A 19,319-nucleotide genomic window follows, 5' to 3' on the forward strand; every position below is an offset into this window, starting at 1 on the left:
ATTATACAGTATGATTATAAGGATACTTTATTTTTTGGGTGAATTTTATTTTTTAACTCCAGTGAAGGATTGTATTGACTCTCTAAGCTGGTATTGAGAACTTTAATCTCCAAATCAGTAAGGCTTATTTTTCTTTTAAGATATTTTTCGATCATAAGGCTGGCTATCGGACCTGCAATGGTTCTGCCGGCACCGCCGTTTTCAATTAATACTGCAATGGCAATTTTGGGATTATTCTTTGGGGCAAATGCAGCAAATATGGAATGGTCGGTCAATTGAACCCGTTTTCCATTTACTCTGGCAAAATTTTCTGCCGTGCCTGTTTTTCCGCAAATCTCTATTCCCGGAACATTCAAACCGCGTGCTGTCCCAAAATTGTATACATCAGATAATCCATCAATAACTGCATTGAAATACTTTTTCTCTATAGCCGTTATATGCTTTGTGGTAAACCTTGAAGGAATCTTTTGTCCGGCAATTTTCCTTACGATATGAGGTGTATAATAATAGCCACGGTTCGCTACTGCCGCCATCATGCTTGTGAGCTGGATAGGAGTCATTAAAACCTCTCCCTGTCCAATAGAATTGGAAATGATAGTGGTGCTCTTCCATTTCCTGTTTGGATAAATTTTGTTATAAGTCTGTGATGTTGGAATTTTGCCTTTTCTTCCTGTTGGCAGGTCATAGCCCATATAGTTGCCCAGACCAAAACTTTTCAGGTAATTAGCCCAGGAGTCAACACCCTTAGACGGCGTTGAATATCTGTTGATACTCAGCATATAAGTATTTCCAAAGTAGGTATTGCAGGAATTGTAAATCCCATTACGTAATTGATGGGGTCCCTCCCCGTGGCATTTCATAAAACTACCGCGGCCATAACTAAATCCATGACGGCATATAAAAGATGTGTTTTCATTTATAACACCTTCCTGCAGGCCAATTAAACCCGTTAGTATCTTAAAGGGCGAGCCGGGCGGGTACTCTGCCAGGAGCGCCCGGTTATACAGTGGTTTTGAGATCGAATCATAGTACAATTTCGTGTAGTTTTTTGACCGCGAGCTCCCTGTTAATAAACCCGGATCGTACGAGGGAGCAGTTATTAAAGCCAGTATCTCGCCGGTCTGTGGTTCAATAGCTACAATTGCGCCTCTTTTATGTACCATGAGCTGCTCTCCGTAGGATTGCAGTTCCGCGTCAATTGACAGGTTCATATCAGTACCCTTAACGGCCAGCGTATCATAATTGCCATTTTGATAAGATCCAATCTTCCTGTTGAATTTGTCTTTTTGAAAATATTTTATTCCTTTTATACCCCGGAGAAGATCCTCATAACTTTCTTCAACGCCTTGTTTCCCGATTAAGTCACCACTTTTATAATATGAATTTTCTTTTAGCAATTCTTGGTTTACCTGCGTGGTATAGCCAAATATATTTGCCCCATAATTTACTGTGTACTTCCTGAGCATTCTTTTTTGAAAATAAAATCCGGGAAAATTTCTTATTTTTTCCTGAAATGCTGAAAATTTACTGCGATCCAATTGGGCTAGAAATAAAGAAGGCAGCCGGGTGCTGTATGACCTTGCTTTGGCTATTTGTTTTGAGAATTCCCCTTTATTAATTTTTAGCAATTTACAAAGCTCTAAAGTATCGATGTTTTTGATTTCCCCAGGGATGACCATAATATCATATGAAAGCTGGTTTGTTACTAATATTTTGCCATATCTGTCGAATATATTGCCTCTTTCGGGTATTACATATTGAATTTTTATGGAATTGTTTTCAGCCTTTAATTTATAGGAATGATTCAAAATTTGTAAATAAAATATTCTTATAATTAAGATAGAGGCAGATGTTATAATTATAATTGGAAATAATAATTTTCTCAAGGTGAACAGTTATGGTAAGGTTAATGTAGGTACTTAATAAGTTTTGGCAGTGTCATTTGGGAAAACAGCACGCATATTCCCTGCAGCAGTACACATAACTTGGCACCTGCATGCTGTCGAAGTGGATCAATGCCAAAAAAATGTTGCTGATAAGCAGAATAATCGAGTGGCAGATAAAAAAACAACACAACAAGATTTGAATTAATTTTAGCCTATAGAATATAAATGTTTTATTTTATATCCTACAGGCTAAAACCTCCTGTATCATTTTATTGCCATACCGCATAACCGGATTAACTTAAAGATATTTTTATTAAAATACCTCTAGTTTAAACTCCAATATTGTTGTCAATATGCGGCATGTGGATTAGATATGGCAATTGAAATTATCTATTGCCGCTTGAGGCGGTAATTTTTCCTAATTGCAATCTGAAATCCGGTCTTTTTGGGTCAAATATGTCAACAAATGTTTCTTTATTGTCCGTTTTGGAATAAACATTAAAAAACAAACTGTTGCCATACCAGTGTTCTAATTCTTCCTTGTTCCTGTTGCCCTCTGTGAGGATATTTGCCGTACAGAGATTAAAAAACATTTCCTCCAATTTAATCCTTTTGAGATTATCGGCATTAATGTCTGTTTTACTGTCCAGTAAAACAGCGGGATTAAATCCGGAAATTACACTGCGCTTCATTTCAAGAGTTGCATTCTCAGCAACATACAGGGCTTCTTTGACAAGACCTGACTGAATATCGGCATTGATATTTTCACTGTCATTGAGCATTGTTATATTGGCTGCCGAAACAAAAGTCTGTTTTTTGGTAAAATCCGTTTCATTTTTATTTTCGTATGATTTTACCTCCAGACAGCGTGAGCCGTCCCTGTTGCTTGACAGATAAGAAGATCTTACAGCCAGCGAATTATACAATCGGCATTGGACACCCTGAGTGAATTTATAGTCGTCGTTAATTGACTTATAGGATACAAATTTAGTAGCATTTACGTCACCGCCATAGAAGGCAAATGAGTTACCGCCGCAATAACTGACCATTATATTCTCCAGAATGGTCTGGCTCCCGACACCTGCGATTGTCAAACCGTTGAATGTATCGGCACCCTTAATATTTTTGCCGGCAAATTCGATTCTCACATATCTTAAAATTCCGGAATTCGATAAAGTATTATCCCCCCCATATGTTGTTAGTGCGGGATCAAGATCTAAGTTATACGAACCAATATTTCCAAATTTATTGATAGGGGCATCTCCAAGAAGTACAATCCCTCCCCAGTCTCCTGCTTTTTTCATGCTGCGGTTGGAAGTAAACACAATAGGGTCGGTTTCCAGACCGTCTGCAACAAGCTGCGCGCCTTTTGTAACAACCAGGGTTCCTTTTGTCTGGAAATCACCGATAATTAAAGTCCCGGGTTCGATTGTTAGCACCGCATTATTAGTGACATACACGTTTCCCTGTAGCACATAAACATTCCTTTTGAGCAGTTTGGTATTGACAGAAATGTTTCCTGCCAAAATTTGGTTGGCCTCTCCGTAGTCTGCTTTATGAGGCTTAAATTCCGACCAGTTGGAAAGCCAGTTCGAGTAGCCAATGATTCCTTTCTCCTGTTGTGCACTCATACTTGTAACTGTCAAAAGAACACAGATGATTTGAGTAATTTTTTTCATGATAAGGCTTGTTTTATTTGTTTTAATGCTTTGGATTTATCTTGCGTATTGTAAAAATTACAAATTTGGATATTCAGTTTTTGAAATTATTAAAAGTTATGCTGCAAGTCTTTGTAAAAAGATATTTGGCATTATTATTAATAACAGGCGGGGCAATTTGGTGCAGTTCTCTAAAATGATTTTATAAGGTTATTTGCCTTGTCAAAATCATCAAAGAAGATAACGTTAAAAAAACTGAATTTTAAAAATAGGAAATACCAGATGTTAGAAAAGCTGGTAGAGATGCAGATAAGTATAGCGCTGAATTTGATAAACCGATGCAATGCCATATATCAGCCGATTTTTGAAGATCTTAAAATCAACTAATTTGATCAGGTACGGCGTTTTAAAAGTGATGCTCTCTGAAGACGTAGCACGATTTTTTATTTTCTTTTTTATTATAAAATGAATATCCAGGTCTTTAGTATGCGCCAAAGCGGATGCTGAATTAATCTGAATTCCAGAAGTTATAAAGGTATTGAGAGATTTGAAATTTTCAAGCGCACCGTTGTGTTTGCTGCATTCTGCTCTGCTTACAAGGGAAAGCATTAGTAGAAAGATAACACTTATGAACTTAAATTGTTTCATTGGGGATTATAGGCAAAAAAAATATTTTGAATTGAGGCTATATGCTGTTTTACAAAGATAGTTATTTTGAAAAATTTATTATTCTAAAATTAAAAAAAAAATGGCAAAAAATAAATAGGCTTATAAAAAATAGCTGTTTCAATATTTTTTGAGCACTGGCAATTCACTTAAATAAACAAAAAAATGACATACTAATTAAAGCAGGCTCAACATCTTTTCTCCATTTTATTTACAACTTTCAAGTCCGATTGCAAAGATACTGAGAACGTTTTTATCAAATTTTTATTTTAAGAATCAAAAATAACGATATTTTAAAATTATGGCACTAAGGAAATGCAAAATAGCATTTCTTGGAATTTTTGAATTTTAATGATTGCTTTTATCATACTGTTTACTAAATTTGTCACGGTATGAAAAAATGGTTTACAAAATTTTTGCTTTTATTTATCATTCTGCTCGGCGGACAAGGTAATGTCAACGCGCAGAGCAGCCAGCTTTCTCATCATCAGCTAAATTTGATAATCCCTGTCATAAATTCAGTTCCCGGGCACTGTTTGGACAGGGGGCGTTTTTTTGAAACATTTAAAAGAAAAGCCTGTCTTCTTGACAATGAAGAAACAGAAGAAAATTTCGCAGGCATCCAAAAACAGCTTGTAAAAAGCACTTATTTTTTAAATTTTTTAGGCAGTAATAAATTAACCGAGTATACGGTTGCCTTTACTAAAAAGGTAAATTACCGCAAAATTTTCAATTTATTTTCCAATAAGGTATATGTCCTTTTTCAGGTTTTCAGAATTTGATTTTTAATCTGTAAGTATTCCCAATTACTTATAATATATTGTTTTTTATCCTTTGTTGCGCAGTGTTTACTGCTGTAATAAACGGGTAAGGATTTCCTTGGTCTTCCCTGAAGACTTTTTTAAAACAAAAAAAATCATTTCGGTTTAAACCTTAAAATTATTATGAACAGAATCCTCATGCTTCTAAGCGTGGCGGCTATACTATTGAATACTGCCTGCAACTCTAAAAAAGAAGAAACAAAAGAAGAAAAAACCAAATTTTTGGTTACCAATCCAATAGAAAGAGATACGACCATTACCAAAGAATATGTCTCTCAGATTCATTCCATCCAGCATATTGAACTAAGGGCCCAGGAACGCGGATATTTGCAGAAGATCTATGTTGATGAAGGACAGGCGGTCAAGAAAGGACAGCTGCTTTTTAAAATTATGCCGACCCTTTACGAGGCAGAATTAAAGAAATCGAAAGCAGAAGCGAGTTTTGCGGAGATAGAATATAAAAATACCAAAAGATTAGCCGATGCAAATGTGGTTGCCCCGGGCGAGCTGGCTATGGCAAAAGCAAAATTGGAGAAAGCCAATGCCGAAATGTCCCTGAGCCAGGTCCATTTACAGTTTACTGAAATCAGGGCACCATTTGATGGTATCATCGATAAGTTTCATGTCCGCCCGGGAAGTCTGGTTGATGAAGGGGAGCTTCTAACAGAACTGGCTGACAACAGCTCCATGTGGGTGTATTACAATGTTCCGGAGTCCGAATATCTGGATTATCAGACCCAGGCAGATAAAGGAAGTCCAATGCAGGTAAACCTTTTAATGGCCAATAACCAGAGATTTCCCTACCCTGGAAAAGTGGAAACCATTGAAGCGGATTTTGACAATGAGACTGGTAATATTCCATTCAGGGCTACTTTCCCTAATCCAAAAAGATTACTCAGACATGGAGAAACCGGAAGCATTGAGATGCCGATAGCATTAAAAAACGCAATGCTTATTCCACAGAAGGCTACATTTGAGGTACTGGATAAAAAATATGTTTATGTAATTGATAAAGATAACGCTGTAAAATCAAGAGAAGTTGTTGTCATGGCCGAGATGCCTCACTTATTTGTCATAAAAGAAGGTTTGTCCCTGGATGATAAGATTCTCCTGGAAGGTCTGCGTCTTGTAAAAGAGAACGACAAAATAGACTACAAATTAGTACAGCCAGAATCCGTATTGTCTCATTTAGAGCTGTATGCGGAGTAATTGAATCTTTAAAAATAAAAAAACATGTTTAATAAATTTATACACAGGCCCGTTTTTGCAATTATAATTTCCATTGTAATTGTCTTTATAGGTTCGCTGGCCATCAAACAGCTTCCTATATCACAGTTTCCCCAGATTGCGCCAACAACAGTAAACATTTTTATAGCCTATCCGGGAGCCAGTGCAGATGTACTGGTAAAATCAACATTGATTACCCTGGAGAATTCCCTTAATGGGGTACAGGGGGTTCGCTATATGGCCACTGATGCGACAAGCGCCGGGGAAGCAACGCTCAGGATCATATTCGAGCCGGGAACAGATCCCAATCAGGCTGTTATAAGGGTCAAAACCAGGGTAGACCAGGTAATGCCGCTGCTGCCTGAATTGGTCCAGCGTGAAGGTGTTGTGATTACGCCTATTCAGCCCAGCATGCTGATGTATGTCAATTTGTATTCGAAAAGCAAAAGTATGGATGAAAAATTCCTCTATAATTATGCTGACGTAAAAATGATACCAGAGATCTCAAGGGTAAAAGGGGTCGCAAGATCACAAATTTTAGGTAGCCGTAAATATGCCATGCGTGTCTGGCTGAATCCCGACAGGATGAGGGCTTATAAAATCTCTGTAGAAGAAGTCATGGAGGCTCTCCAGGAGCAGAGTATTATTGGACGTCCGGGACGATTAGGGCAAAGTTCGGGTATTTCAGCACAGTCTTTAGAGTATGTTTTAACCTATAAAGGGAGATATAATGAACCTAAACAGTATGAAAATATTGTTATACGTGCCAATGCAGAGGGACAGAGTATTCATTTAAAGGATATAGCAAAAGTGGAGCTTGGCAGTGAATTTTTTGATATATATTCCAATTTAGACGGGCACCCTTCTGCGGCAATTGTACTGAAACAAAACTACGGCAGTAATGCAAGTGATGTAATCAATGATGTAAAAGCAAAATTGGAGGAAATGAAAGCTAGTTTTCCCCCGGGGATGGATTATAAAATCAGCTATGATGTATCAAGCTTCCTTGATGCTTCGATCGATCAGGTAATGCATACACTTCGGGATGCATTTATTTTGGTTGCTTTGGTCGTATTTGTCTTTTTAGGAGACTGGCGTTCCACTCTGATTCCTATTATTGCTGTGCCGGTTTCTCTGGTGGGTGCCTTTTTTGTTATTCAGCTCTTTGGAATGTCGATAAACCTGGTTACCTTATTCTCATTGGTATTAGCTATTGGTATTGTGGTCGATAACGCTATTGTGGTTGTAGAGGCCGTCCACGCCAAGTTTGAGGAATTTCCTCATATTACCCCTTATCATGCGGTAAAATTGGTGCTTGGAGAAATTGGTGGTGCTGTTATAGCCATTACTGCCGTTATGGTAGCGGTGTTTATTCCTATTGCCTTTATGACCGGACCGGTAGGTACTTTCTACAGACAGTTTTCGGTAACTATGTCAAGTTCTATTATTATTTCGGCTCTAGTAGCACTTACACTTACGCCGGTTTTATGTGCTATTTTATTGAAAAACAATCACGGGAAACCAAAGAAAGGAAATGTATTGACCAAAGCCTTGGATGGTTTTAACAGATGGTTTGACCGTCTGACTGGCCGATATGTAGCGGTTTTAAAATCTATTGTAAGCAGGAGATGGCTGACTTTTTTCATTCTAATTGGATTCTGTGGAGCTATATTTGTTGAGAACCAGGTGCTGCCTTCAGGATTTATTCCAAGTGAAGATCAGGGAACTATTTATGGAATTATTCAGACACCACCGGGATCAACTCTGGAAACCACCAATGAAGTGGCGCACAGGCTTCAGAAAATCTGTGAAGATGTAGAAGGAGTGGAGTCAGTTTCGTCTTTGGCAGGCTATGAAATTATGACCGAAGGAAGGGGATCCAATGCCGGAACCTGCCTGATTAATTTGAAATCATGGTCAGACAGAAAGCATACCGTAAAGGAAATTATGCAGGAATTGGAGGAAAAATCCAGGGGCCTTGGGGCAGTGGTTGAATTTTTTGAACCGCCGGCGATTCCGGGTTTTGGTTCTTCGGGAGGTTTCTCCATGCGTCTGCTCGATAAAACAACAGGCACCAATTATCAGGAGTTTGACAAAATCAATAAAAATTTTATGGCAGAGCTTGGAAAACGTAAAGAACTCTCTGGATTATTTACGTTTTTTGCCGCCAATTATCCGCAATACGAACTCGAATTTAATAATGACCTGGCCATGCAGAAAGGCGTTTCCATCGGAAAAGCAATGGAGAACCTAAACATTATGATAGGCAGTACTTATGAGCAGGGATTCATAAAGTTTGGACGTTTTTTCAAGGTATATGTGCAGTCGGATCCAAAGTTCAGAAGGCTTCCCTCGGATGTTTTAAATCTTTTCGTAAAGAACGACCACGGAGAAATGGTTCCGTACTCTGCCTTTATGAAACTTAAAAAAACGCAGGGTCCCAATGAAGTTACCCGCTATAATATGTATAATTCTGCGGCAATCCAGGGACAGCCGGCCAGGGGATATACGACCGCTGATGCGATCAAGGCCGTCCGGGAAGTATCGGCCAAAACGCTTCCAAAAGGATATGACATTGCCTGGGAAGGGCTCTCGTATGACGAGGCCGCAAGGGGAAATGAATCACTGTATATCTTTCTGGTAGTGCTGGCTTTTGTTTATTTTGTGCTGGCGGCGCAATACGAGAGCTTTATTATTCCCTTATCTGTGATTTTGTCCATACCGATCGGGCTTTTGGGCTCTTTTGTAATACTGCAGATGATGGGCTTGCAGAATGATATTTACGCCCAGATCGGACTTATTATGCTGGTGGGATTACTGGGGAAAAATGCAGTGCTTATCGTTGAATTTGCGGTGCTCAAACATCAGCAGGGCGCTACAATTTTAGAAGCGGCTATTGAAGGGGCCAGGGTGCGTTTCAGGCCTATTTTAATGACTTCCTTTGCTTTTATTGCCGGACTGATCCCTTTGATTTTTGCTTCGGGGGCAGGTGCTATCGGTAACCGTACCATTGGGGGATCTGCTCTTGGAGGAATGCTTTTTGGAACCATTTTCGGGGTAATCATAGTTCCGGGACTGTACTATATTTTTGGTTCATTGGCCCAGGGAAGAAAATTAATTAAAGGAGAAGAAGAAAGTTCATTGTCAGATGATTTTATGCATCACGTACATGATTTTTCAGCAAACGATCAAACGCTTGAAAATGAAGAATAATAAAAAAATAAAATACGCAGGTTTATCCTGCGTATTGATGTGCGTAGTTGGATGTAAAACTCCTTCTGTTGTACAAAAAGACGAAAATAAGACCGTTCCTGCGGTTTATGCAAATGCTTCTGCAGATACCGCCAATACAGGAAAAGTACAATGGAGAAGTTATTTTAAAGATGAGAATTTAAAAAATCTTATAGAGATTGCATTACAGAACAATCAGGAGCTGAACATTACTTTGCAGGAAATACAGGTTGCCCGAAGTGAAGTCAGGGCAAGAAAAGGGGAATATCTGCCTTTTCTGGGATTTAATGCAGGAGCCAGCCTTGATAAATCAGGCCGCTATACCAGTACGGGTTCCGGTGAGGCAACTACTGAAATCAGGCCTGGTAAAGAAACGCCTGATCCTCTGCCTAATTACGGATTTGGACTCTCGGCATCCTGGGAAATTGATATCTGGAACAAACTTCATAATGCCAAAAAAGCAGCTTTGAACCGTTACCTGGCGTCGGTAGAAGGGAAAAACTTTGTGGTTACTAACCTGATAGCTGAAATTGCAAACTCTTACTATGAACTGTTGGCCCTGGACAATCAATTGAAAATAGTGAATCAAAATATTGATATCCAGTCCAACGCCTTAAAAATTGTAAAAATACAAAAAGAAGCCGCCAGGGTCAATGAGCTTGCTGTGCGCCGTTTTGAGGCGCAGGTCTTCAATACGCAGAGCCTGCAGTTTGAGATACAGCAGGACATATATGAAACGGAAAATAAAATCAATTTCCTTTTAGGGCGTTTCCCCCAGACAATAGCCAGGGACGATAATAGTTTTAATACCATGATTCCCCCTGCTGTTCAAGCCGGCGTTCCCGCCCAATTACTGGAAAACCGTCCTGACATTAAAAAGGCCGAGATGGATCTGATAGCTGCCAGACTAGACATAAAAGCAGCCAAAGCAAAGTTTTACCCTTCTTTGGGAATTTCCGCAGGTATTGGGTACGAGGCTTTCAATACAAAATATTTATTAACCTCTCCGGAGTCTTTAATGTATTCTTTGGCTGGAGATCTGCTAGCTCCCTTAATAAACAGGAATGCGATCAAGGCCAGTTATATGACTGCCAATGCCAAGCAGATTCAGGCTGTTTATAATTACGAGCGTACTTTGGTAAATGCATATATCGAGGTGGCCAACCAGCTCTCTAAAATTAAAAACACGGCACAGAGCTATGATCTGAAATCCAAACAGGTGCAGGCACTCAATGAATCCATAAAGATTTCCAGTGATTTATTTAGTTCTGCAAGGGCGGATTATATCGAAGTGCTTCTTACGCAAAAAGATGCATTGGAATCTAAATTCGAACTTATCGAGACCAAAAAACAGCAGATGAATGCTTTTGTCAATATTTACAGGGCATTGGGTGGCGGATGGAATTAATTGTTTTTCTTTTTATTATTAGTAGTAGGAAAAGGCTGCCTTATGGCAGCCTTTCTTATAGGGAGCATCATGATCGAACTAGCGTTATAGAGGTTATTAAGAAGATATTGTTTATCTATGGTATACAGCTGCAATGTATGATTATATATGAATACTTCATACGATATTGGATTGCTTTAAAGGTAGTGTTACTGTAAATTCTGCCCCATTATCTTTTTCTCCCCCCGCAGTTATAATGCCATGGTGCCTTTCTGCTATTTTTCTGCACAGTGCAAGGCCAAGCCCGTTTCCTTCATACTGGTCTTTGGAATTCAATCTTTCAAAGGCGCCAAATATCCTCTCGGCGAAAACAGGATCAAGCCCGATTCCATTATCTTTGATTTTGACCTCAACAGCCTGCTGTCCATCAATAGCGACCAAAGTGCAGGTGATGACAACCCTTGGAGGCTGATCTGCCTTGGAGAATTTCAGTGCATTTTGCAGCAGGTTATAAAATAGCTGGGTGATCAGAATTGGAGCTCCTTCTATTTCAGGGAGATCACATGCATTGAATATGGCCCCTTTTTCTTTTATGATCAATTCTAGGTCTGTCCGGATGTGTTCAATAACCTCATTAAGGTCAATTTTTTCAATTGGCTGTTTGGTTTTGTTGATGGTGGAATAGGCAAGGATGCCCTCTATGATATTATTCATTCTAACGGCAGACTGGTCTATTTTGCTGATGTATTTTTTGCAGTTCTCATTAAAAACGCTGTCTTTTTCATTTTTTAAAAGGGTATTGAAAATTTTAATTTTTCGTACCGGCTCCCTCAGGTCATGGCTTACGACATTGGCAAAATGAAGCAGATCATCATTGGAGCGTTTTAGTTCCTCGGTACTGGAGGCAACCTGCCTTTTCAGTTCATCCTCAAATTCCCGCTGTTCGTTAATGTCCTGAATGATGCCAATGATGGTAATTGGCTTTTTGTTTTTGTCCTTGATAATCTTGCCGGTAATTTTAGCCCATTTAACAGATTGGTCAAGGTTTATGATCCTGGTTTCATACGATATTTTTTCTGTAATTTCCGCTTCCTGCAGCGCTTTTTCCCGAACTGCTAAATCCTCAGGATGCAGTCTGGCAATCAGTTCCTCATCCGATATATCCTTATCAATGGACCAAATTGAATTAAATTTTCCGCAGGTCTTGATTTCCCTTGAGGCAAGGTCGATTTCATAAGTGCCCATATCTGAAGCTTCAATTGCCATGCGCAGTCTTTCGTCCGAATTTTGTATCTGCTGTTGGGCCAGATGTAAATCGGTTATGTCTGTACCGGTGTTCATAACTGCGTAAATAGTCCCGTCCGGATCCATCAGAGGTATAAAACTATAATTAAAGTAATGGGTTTTTGTTACTCCCTCTATAACCAGGTCCACTTCTTTATTGAGTGCATGAAAGGGAATTCCAGTTTGAAGAACATTTTTGGCCTGCTGGAAAAATTCATATTTTTTCACCTCAGGAAGTACATCGAGATAATTTTTCCCGATTACCTGATCGCCTTTGCCCCATGTTTTAATCATCGCGGTATTGGCTAGTTCAATTTTAAGCTGATCTCCTAAGTACACTGCAATGGGAAGGGGGGCACTTTCCACTATATCATTTAAAAGCTTCATATTACGGTACATAGTGATTGGATTTAGTTGTGTTGCTAAGCTATTGGTTTTTAAGGGGGTGTATTTATACTAATTTGCTAAAGGGTTTCATAATTGGAATGCCTGCAGAGCGCTTGCAAATGTGCATATTAAGATGACGGTTCAGCACTAAATTACATAAAATTACTTTATTTGTTTATGGTTTTCTTTAAAAAGTTAAACAAAAAATAGTGGATTGAAAAAATACTATATCTTTCAAAATTTATGGTTTCGAGTCTGCATGCTTAGAAATGAAAATACTTAGTGTGGGATTATCAGCAATAAGGCTCTCTGAGCTGCCGATCATCTGCATAATAAATCCCGGCATATTTTTGCCGGATATTATTTGGCTCATAAGCAATTTAAATTCCATCCGCAGAGCCGGGATATAAATGTGATTTTGGGCCTTGGTTCAGGTTTGCGGTTTGTTAAAAAAATATTTTAATCTTCAGGGACCAGAAATAATTCTGCATGGTTTTATAACCTGCTGAAGGCGGCCCGGTAATTAAAAATCTTGCAGGGCACTGCCATGTTTTATGAACTGCCGATATCCGTTTCAGTGCATGGTTCTCATTTAAAGAAAAACGGCAGAGAAATCAAAGAGCTAGAAAAGCTGGTATAGGTGAAGGTAAGTACAGCGTTTGATCTGATAAATTGTAGTTATGCCGTAAAGCAGACTGCTTTCATAAATTATAAAACGCAGAAGATTTAAATAGTAAGGGGTTATAAAGATGCTGCTTTCAGCGGCAGTAGCGCGGGCCCTTACCTTATTTTTTATTTTATAATGAATATCCCGCTTTTTCCAGAGATATGCATCATAGAAAACGGCCTGTGCATTTTTGGATGCACAATAAGGAATACTCTGCACCATTTTATCAACTGCTTGTGCAGCTGAATATTTATAAGTTCCTGCATTGGAAGTGAGAGAAAAAAGAACCAATAAAGTACCAAGTAAGATCTTAAAGTGTTTCATCTGCTTATATAATGTATTCTTTCTAATACCGGTTTGCAAGGCTGGTGCTGGGCAGTGGATCAAATATAGCAAATAGAGCGTCAAATAACAAGGCTTATGTTATGAAAGCCAATTTTTTAGTACCGTCAGAGAATTTATTTTAAGTTAATTTTTTAATAAGAGGTATCTGACTGTATATTAAAAATGTCAAGCAAGCGCTTTGGAAAATTAGATTAAATTGCTCTTAATTATTCAAATATCATAGATTTTAGTCTGTTACGATAAGATTCCAAAACATCAGATTTGGTAATAAAACCATAATACTTTCCATTTTTCAGTACCGGCAGGAATACCTTGTTGCTTTTTTCAAATTTATTCATCACAGTTTCCATACTGTCAAATAAGTGAACAGTCTGCACGGGCTGTACCATTATGTCTTTTACCTGTGTATTTTTGATTTTGGCGCTGTCAAAAATTATTTCCCTGATCTCATTAAAGTACACTATGCCTTGAAGCTCGTTATCTTCACTTACCACCCCGAAAATGACCTGATCGGAATGGGCCAGAAGATCCGAAACCTTTTCCAGGTCCTGATCAGTATCCACTGTGAGATAATCTGTTTTTACAAGATCTTCAATATTCAGGGTGCATAAAATATTGGTATCCTTGTTGCTGGTAAATACATTCCCTTTTCTGGCCAGGTTCTTCACATCCAGAGAATGTTTTTCAAAACGTTTTGAAATGGCAAAACTCACAGAGGCTACTATCATAAGGGGTATCATAAGGTCATAGCCCCCTGTAATTTCAGCAATAAGGAAAATAGCGGTAAGGGGCGCATGAAACAGGCCGCTGAGGATTCCGGCCATGCCCACAAGGGTAAAGTTGCTCACAGGCAGATCCGTAAATCCGGTAAGGTTTAAAAATTTTGAAAAGAAATAGCCCGCATAAGAGCCAAGAAAAAGCGAAGGGGCAAAGTTGCCGCCATTCCCGCCGCTGCCCAAAGTAATTCCCGAGGCAAAAGCTTTAAGAAACATAGAAAAACCCACGAATGCCAATAAGATCCAGCTGTTATTGCTGTAGGCGGCAAAGAGTGTATTTTCCAAAAGTTTTCCCGGATCCTTGTCGGCAAGTGTTTTGATACTTTCATATCCTTCGCCAAAAAGCGTAGGGAAAATAAAGATCATAAGGCCCAGGATTGAGGCTCCAATTAAAGCTTTTCTGTAGGCTCCAACTTTTAAATGGGCAAAAAAGTGTTCTGTTTTTAAAAACTTTCTGGCATAAAAAACCGCTATGAAACCTGTAAAAATCCCCATTAAAACGTAAAAAGGGATATTGTGGTAATCAAAGGTCTGCTTGCCTCTGAATATCAATAGTATATTTTCATTTAAAACCACAGTAGATACCAGTGCCCCTGTAGCGGCCGCAATCATAATAGGGGTAAAGGCTGAGATTGTCACATCCACCAGCAGTACTTCAATGGCAAAAAGAACACCGGCTATAGGGGCATTAAAAGCAGCTGCAATACCGGCCGCAACTCCGCAGCCTATAAGTAAGGTGCGCTCCTGGTAAGTCAGTTTAAACTGCTGGGCAAAATTGGAGCCAAAGGCGGCGCCGGTAATCACAATAGGACTTTCCAGTCCGGCCGATCCTCCAAGCCCCACTGTAAGGGAGCTTGTAATGATCTGTGCATACATTTGTTTTTTAGGGATGATGCTTGCTTTTCTGGCAACAATAAATAATATTTGAGAAGTTCCTTTTTCCAGTGTGCCGCCCAGTACCCTTTTGACTACCAAGACAGTCAGTAAAATACCAATCACAGGGAGGATGCTGTTAATAAAACTCAATTTTAATGTAGCATTAATGAAGGTTGCAAAGGAGTATACCCAATGCGCAAAAGCCTTTAAAAAAATTACGGCAAAAGCTGAAACAATGCCGATCAGTACACTGGAAAGAAAGATAAATTGTTTTCTGGACAGCTTTTCCTGTCCTCTTACTAAAAATTGTTTAGCGTATAAGAGATATAATTTGAACATTTTTTTATTATAAGGGTAGAAATACAAAGGTAGTTCTAAAGAAGCCTTCTCAGAGAATAAAGTGCCAGCGAAATTGTAATTTTTATTTTAAAGCAAGATTTACCCGCTGCCATATATCCCATTTTTTAACAATTGACATGCCCTTTTTTTTAACATATAGGCTATTTTTATAATTTTAACACATCGCACATGTGAATTATATAAAAAAAATAATAATTTTGAAATACAGTAATTAATAAATTTTTAAGATTTTTTAACAATTAATTATAGCTAGGAATGAGAGCATTTTACTTAGCATTGTTATTCAGCTTTGGATCTTTCACAACAATAAATTATTCTAAAAAGTTGTCCCTTTCTGATTTTGAACTCGAAAGAATAAGCACCCATGTAAATGATGTACGGTCAATAACCGGTCTTGATCCTAAATACAATACCAAAATTGCATTTTTGGTTGATATGAAAATAAAATCGGGAAAAAACCGTTTTTTTGTTTATGATCTGCAAAATAATACGATTCTGGATCAGGGGCTGGTAGCCCATGGCAGCGGTTCGGAAACAGCAGTACGCGGAGACCTCAAATTCAGCAATGAACCCAATTCCAACTGTACTTCCCTTGGCAGGTATGCTGTAGAGAAAGCCTATAGAGGAATATTCGGCAAAGCGTACAAGCTTGTCGGACTGGACCAGACCAACAGCAATGCTTTTAAAAGAGCAATTGTCCTTCACCATTATTCAGCCGTACCTTATGAGGAGCAGGATTACTATATTTCAAATAGTCATGGATGCCCGATGGTCAATGAAGCCTTTTTTAAAAGACTGGAAAAAATTATCGAAAGCTCTAAGACTAAAATTATCCTTGATGTTTATTACTAAAATATTTTGATTATTTTCCCTTCTCAATAGTCTGGCGAACTGTGGAACGTATTAAATTTAAGGCAGATAAAAAACAATAAGCCGCAGCGGTTCTGATTAAGAATGATGTCACTGCCGGTAATCAAGACGGCTTTTACTGGATTTGAGAATTAAATCTAACTGCCCACAGCGTACAGTTCTTTGAGTTATTTCTGCTGATCTTCTTGGCTTTTTAGGCTGTAATGCCTATTTTTGTGAAATGGCAAAACTGATCAATCTTAAAATTTTCGCGCATTTTTTTCAATCCTCCTCATCTGGAGGCATATTACTTTTAATATGTGTCTTTGTATCGCTTTTAATAGCCAATACATCCCTGGGGACATCTTTTAATGATTTTCTTGCCTATCCGCTGGGATATGAAACACCTGCTGTGCATCTTAAATATCCCATATTGTTGTGGATCAATGACGGGCTGATGGCTGTTTTCTTTCTGCTGGTGGGCCTGGAAATAAAAAGGGAAGTCATAGAGGGCGAACTCTCGTCTATTCGTCAGGCAGCCCTGCCTGTACTGGCAGCCCTAGGAGGAGTTGCTGTCCCGGCAGTGATTTACTTTCTTTTTAACGGACATAGCCCTGAAACGGCAAAAGGCTGGGGTATTCCTATGGCTACCGATATTGCCTTTGCACTTGGGATTCTCTCGCTGTTAGGCAGTAAAGTCCCGTCGGGCCTTAAAATATTTCTTGCCGCACTGGCTATTGTCGATGATCTGATAGCCATTCTGGTTATTGCGATATTTTATTCTTCCGAACTTCATTTTCTCTATCTGGGTTATGCCGGAGCGATATTTGTTTTGCTTATGGTCTTTAACCGCATGGGGGTTAAGAATTTACTGTTTTATCTGCTGCCGGGCGCCGTTATGTGGTATTTTATCCATCATTCAGGAATCCACGCCACCATAGCCGGAGTGCTGGTGGCAATGACCCTGCCAACCAATGAAGAGGATGCTGATTCACCCCTGGAAAAACTCGAGCATGCCCTTACAAGGCCGGTAAATTTTATCATTATGCCTATTTTTGCCCTGGCCAATACCAATATTGCCTTTGAATCCGAAATGCTTAATGGGCTTTCGGGAAATCTCGCCTTGGGGATAATTCTGGGTCTTTTCCTTGGAAAACCGATAGGTATTTTTTTAATGTCGTGGTTCTCGGTAAAGATCAGGGCTGCAGACCTGCCCGCTGAAACCACATGGACTCATGTGCTTGGCCTGGGGCTTCTGGGAGGAATCGGCTTTACGATGTCTATATTTATAGCTTTATTGTCTTTTTCGGATCAGGCCTATCAGAATGAGGCCAAATTTGCCATCTTAGTTGCTTCGATACTTGCCGGTGTATCGGGCTTTCTGCTTTTGAGCCTTTATAATAAAAAACAGCGCAAGAAATAATTTTATATTGTTTTTACTGTCTCTTGAAAAGCGCCGCATCTTTTACCAGAAGGCGCTCATTGAGCCATTTTCTGAGCTTTTCGTTCTCCTCTGAGGTGAGGCTCTTTGGGGCGTCGTAGATAACAGCGGTGATTGTTGCGGTGCTGTCTTTATAATTTATAAGAGTGCTCTTTGCAATGGAAAGCGAACGGACATTGGGAAATAAAGTCCTTATTTCTTTTAAAATCTGCCTGCTGTCAAATTTGTTTTTTGCCAGCTCTTTCTCCAGCTGCACGATTTTCACGTCTTTCACGTTCATCTCATTCTCGCTGCTCTTGATCTGATTGAGGATATCGCCTTTTATGTCGTTAAAACGATCAGTGCTGTCCTGCCTGATATGAAGCTTGGTGCCCATTAGGTATTTATTGCCGTTGAGCTTGTTTTTAAGGTCTTTTATTTCTTCAGGGGAAAAACGCTTGGACAAAAAAGCAAGCTCGAGTTTTTTATTCTGAGCGTTAAAATCGGTTTTTTTGTACACAACGGTATATCCTTTAGTGCTGAACTGATCATCAATAAAAAGATTCACGTTCTTTTTAAACTGCTGTTCCCTGTATAGGGAATAGGCGAGGTAGCTGCTGGGGGCCAGCATGGCAGTGATTAAAAAAGCAATAGTATATTTTACCCGTTTCTGGTGCTTTTCATCCACCTGTTTAACAGCAGGGTAATTCAGGTACTTGATGATTAAAAAAGTGGCAATTCCGATAAAAACACAGTTGATGCAGTACAGGTAAAAGGCCCCAAGGAAAAAGGCCCATTGCGCAGTGGCAATTCCATACCCGGCCGTACATAAGGGCGGCATTAAGGCCGTTGCGATAGCCACACCGGGAATAGGGTTGCCTTTTTCTGAGCGGGTAACGGCGATTACCCCTACAACACCTCCGAAAAATGCAATAAGGATATCATAAATATTGGGCGCGGTTCTGGCCAGCAGTTCAGACTGTACATCCTTGAAAGGGCTCAGGTAAAAATACAGGGTGGAGACCACCAGACTCACCACAGTGGCATTGAGCAGGTTGCGAAGCGATTTTTTAAGCAGTGAAAAATCATAAATTCCAAGGGCAAAACCAGCCCCTACAATAGGCCCCATAAGGGGCGATATGAGCATCGCGCCAATAATGACAGCCGTCGAGTTTACATTAAGCCCTACAGAAGCCACAATAATGGCGCAGGCCAGTATCCAAAGATTGGCACCTTTGAAAGATATGTTTTTCTTTACGGTTTCCAGTGTCTTTTCCCTGTCGTCTTCTCCTTCTTTAAGATTTAGAATATCTTTAATGTTTTTCATGTTTTTTTTAATTAACGTATTAATATTACCAAGGGCCTGTCTTTATTAAAGATAAAATTTATTTTAATACTATGGGTGGATTTCAATAAAGTTTTAGGTTTTGCGGAACAATTAATTTTTTTTCTCCTTTAGTGTTAAAATGGCCTGCCACT

13 protein-coding genes are annotated in these 19,319 nt (G+C 39.2%); 6 read left to right on the plus strand and 7 right to left on the minus strand.

The window, feature by feature from the left end:
* Nucleotides 1–14 precede the first annotated feature (14 nt).
* From mrdA to LNP81_RS18615, 3 genes are all read right to left on the minus strand, one after another.
* Nucleotides 15–1,886, minus strand: coding sequence for a penicillin-binding protein 2 (mrdA, locus tag LNP81_RS18605; RefSeq protein ID WP_230038400.1), 1,872 nt, complete (start codon nt 1,884–1,886; stop codon nt 15–17).
* A 386-nt stretch (nt 1,887–2,272) separates the two neighbouring features.
* Nucleotides 2,273–3,565, minus strand: a complete 1,293-nt coding sequence (locus LNP81_RS18610; protein ID WP_230038403.1) for a hypothetical protein — start codon at nt 3,563–3,565, stop codon at nt 2,273–2,275.
* Nucleotides 3,566–3,829: 264 nt separating this feature from the next.
* A complete protein-coding gene (locus LNP81_RS18615; protein WP_230038405.1) occupies nt 3,830–4,192 on the minus strand; it encodes a hypothetical protein in 363 nt (120 codons plus the stop codon).
* Between the two features lie 410 nt (nt 4,193–4,602).
* Between LNP81_RS18615 and LNP81_RS18620 the strand changes: the two genes are divergently transcribed.
* From LNP81_RS18620 to LNP81_RS18635, 4 genes are all read left to right on the plus strand, one after another.
* Entirely contained in the window at nt 4,603–4,992 is a 390-nt protein-coding gene (locus LNP81_RS18620) for a hypothetical protein (RefSeq protein ID WP_230038407.1), read from the plus strand.
* Between the two features lie 162 nt (nt 4,993–5,154).
* Entirely contained in the window at nt 5,155–6,240 is a 1,086-nt protein-coding gene (locus LNP81_RS18625) for an efflux RND transporter periplasmic adaptor subunit (RefSeq protein ID WP_230038409.1), read from the plus strand.
* Between the two features lie 24 nt (nt 6,241–6,264).
* Entirely contained in the window at nt 6,265–9,471 is a 3,207-nt protein-coding gene (locus LNP81_RS18630; protein ID WP_230038410.1) for an efflux RND transporter permease subunit, read from the plus strand.
* Nucleotides 9,461–10,897, plus strand: a complete 1,437-nt coding sequence (locus tag LNP81_RS18635) for a TolC family protein (RefSeq protein ID WP_230038413.1) — start codon at nt 9,461–9,463, stop codon at nt 10,895–10,897. Before LNP81_RS18630 ends, LNP81_RS18635 begins: the two co-directional genes overlap by 11 nt.
* 156 nt (nt 10,898–11,053) lie before the next feature.
* Here the strand turns inward: LNP81_RS18635 and LNP81_RS18640 are convergent, their stop codons facing one another.
* The 3 genes from LNP81_RS18640 to LNP81_RS18650 form a co-directional block, all read right to left on the minus strand.
* Nucleotides 11,054–12,559, minus strand: a complete 1,506-nt coding sequence (locus LNP81_RS18640) for a PAS domain-containing sensor histidine kinase (protein ID WP_230038415.1) — start codon at nt 12,557–12,559, stop codon at nt 11,054–11,056.
* Between the two features lie 610 nt (nt 12,560–13,169).
* Nucleotides 13,170–13,538 carry a hypothetical protein gene (locus LNP81_RS18645; RefSeq protein ID WP_230038417.1) on the minus strand — a complete coding sequence of 123 codons (369 nt, stop codon included), beginning with the start codon at nt 13,536–13,538 and terminating at the stop codon, nt 13,170–13,172.
* Nucleotides 13,539–13,765: 227 nt separating this feature from the next.
* The gene (locus LNP81_RS18650; protein WP_230038419.1) at nt 13,766–15,550 is read right to left on the minus strand and encodes a chloride channel protein; all 1,785 of its coding nucleotides are present in this window, start codon (nt 15,548–15,550) and stop codon (nt 13,766–13,768) included.
* Nucleotides 15,551–15,826: 276 nt separating this feature from the next.
* Between LNP81_RS18650 and LNP81_RS18655 the strand changes: the two genes are divergently transcribed.
* Complete coding sequence (locus LNP81_RS18655) at nt 15,827–16,423, plus strand: murein L,D-transpeptidase catalytic domain-containing protein (RefSeq protein WP_230038421.1); 597 nt, start codon at nt 15,827–15,829, stop codon at nt 16,421–16,423.
* A 238-nt stretch (nt 16,424–16,661) separates the two neighbouring features.
* A complete protein-coding gene (nhaA, locus tag LNP81_RS18660; RefSeq protein ID WP_230038423.1) occupies nt 16,662–17,843 on the plus strand; it encodes a Na+/H+ antiporter NhaA in 1,182 nt (393 codons plus the stop codon).
* Between the two features lie 13 nt (nt 17,844–17,856).
* Here nhaA and LNP81_RS18665 read toward each other — a convergent pair whose 3' ends face one another.
* Complete coding sequence (locus tag LNP81_RS18665) at nt 17,857–19,167, minus strand: DUF389 domain-containing protein (protein WP_230038425.1); 1,311 nt, start codon at nt 19,165–19,167, stop codon at nt 17,857–17,859.
* Nucleotides 19,168–19,319: the final 152 nt, after the last annotated feature.

The organism is Flavobacterium piscisymbiosum, from assembly GCF_020905295.1.
Classification (GTDB): domain Bacteria; phylum Bacteroidota; class Bacteroidia; order Flavobacteriales; family Flavobacteriaceae; genus Flavobacterium; species Flavobacterium piscisymbiosum.

Excerpts from the sequence above, each read along its gene's own strand:
- LNP81_RS18620 (WP_230038407.1), top strand. The coding sequence starts at position 4,603 with ATGAAAAAATGGTTTACAAAATTTTTGCTTTTATTTATCATTCTGCTC.
- LNP81_RS18630 (WP_230038410.1), top strand. The coding sequence starts at position 6,265 with ATGTTTAATAAATTTATACACAGGCCCGTTTTTGCAATTATAATTTCC.
- LNP81_RS18665 (WP_230038425.1), bottom strand. The coding sequence starts at position 19,167 with ATGAAAAACATTAAAGATATTCTAAATCTTAAAGAAGGAGAAGACGAC.
- LNP81_RS18635 (WP_230038413.1), top strand. The coding sequence starts at position 9,461 with ATGAAGAATAATAAAAAAATAAAATACGCAGGTTTATCCTGCGTATTG.
- LNP81_RS18650 (WP_230038419.1), bottom strand. The coding sequence starts at position 15,550 with ATGTTCAAATTATATCTCTTATACGCTAAACAATTTTTAGTAAGAGGA.
- LNP81_RS18615 (WP_230038405.1), bottom strand. The coding sequence starts at position 4,192 with ATGAAACAATTTAAGTTCATAAGTGTTATCTTTCTACTAATGCTTTCC.
- LNP81_RS18640 (WP_230038415.1), bottom strand. The coding sequence starts at position 12,559 with ATGTACCGTAATATGAAGCTTTTAAATGATATAGTGGAAAGTGCCCCC.
- LNP81_RS18625 (WP_230038409.1), top strand. The coding sequence starts at position 5,155 with ATGAACAGAATCCTCATGCTTCTAAGCGTGGCGGCTATACTATTGAAT.
- LNP81_RS18655 (WP_230038421.1), top strand. The coding sequence starts at position 15,827 with ATGAGAGCATTTTACTTAGCATTGTTATTCAGCTTTGGATCTTTCACA.
- nhaA (WP_230038423.1), top strand. The coding sequence starts at position 16,662 with ATGGCAAAACTGATCAATCTTAAAATTTTCGCGCATTTTTTTCAATCC.
- LNP81_RS18610 (WP_230038403.1), bottom strand. The coding sequence starts at position 3,565 with ATGAAAAAAATTACTCAAATCATCTGTGTTCTTTTGACAGTTACAAGT.
- LNP81_RS18645 (WP_230038417.1), bottom strand. The coding sequence starts at position 13,538 with ATGAAACACTTTAAGATCTTACTTGGTACTTTATTGGTTCTTTTTTCT.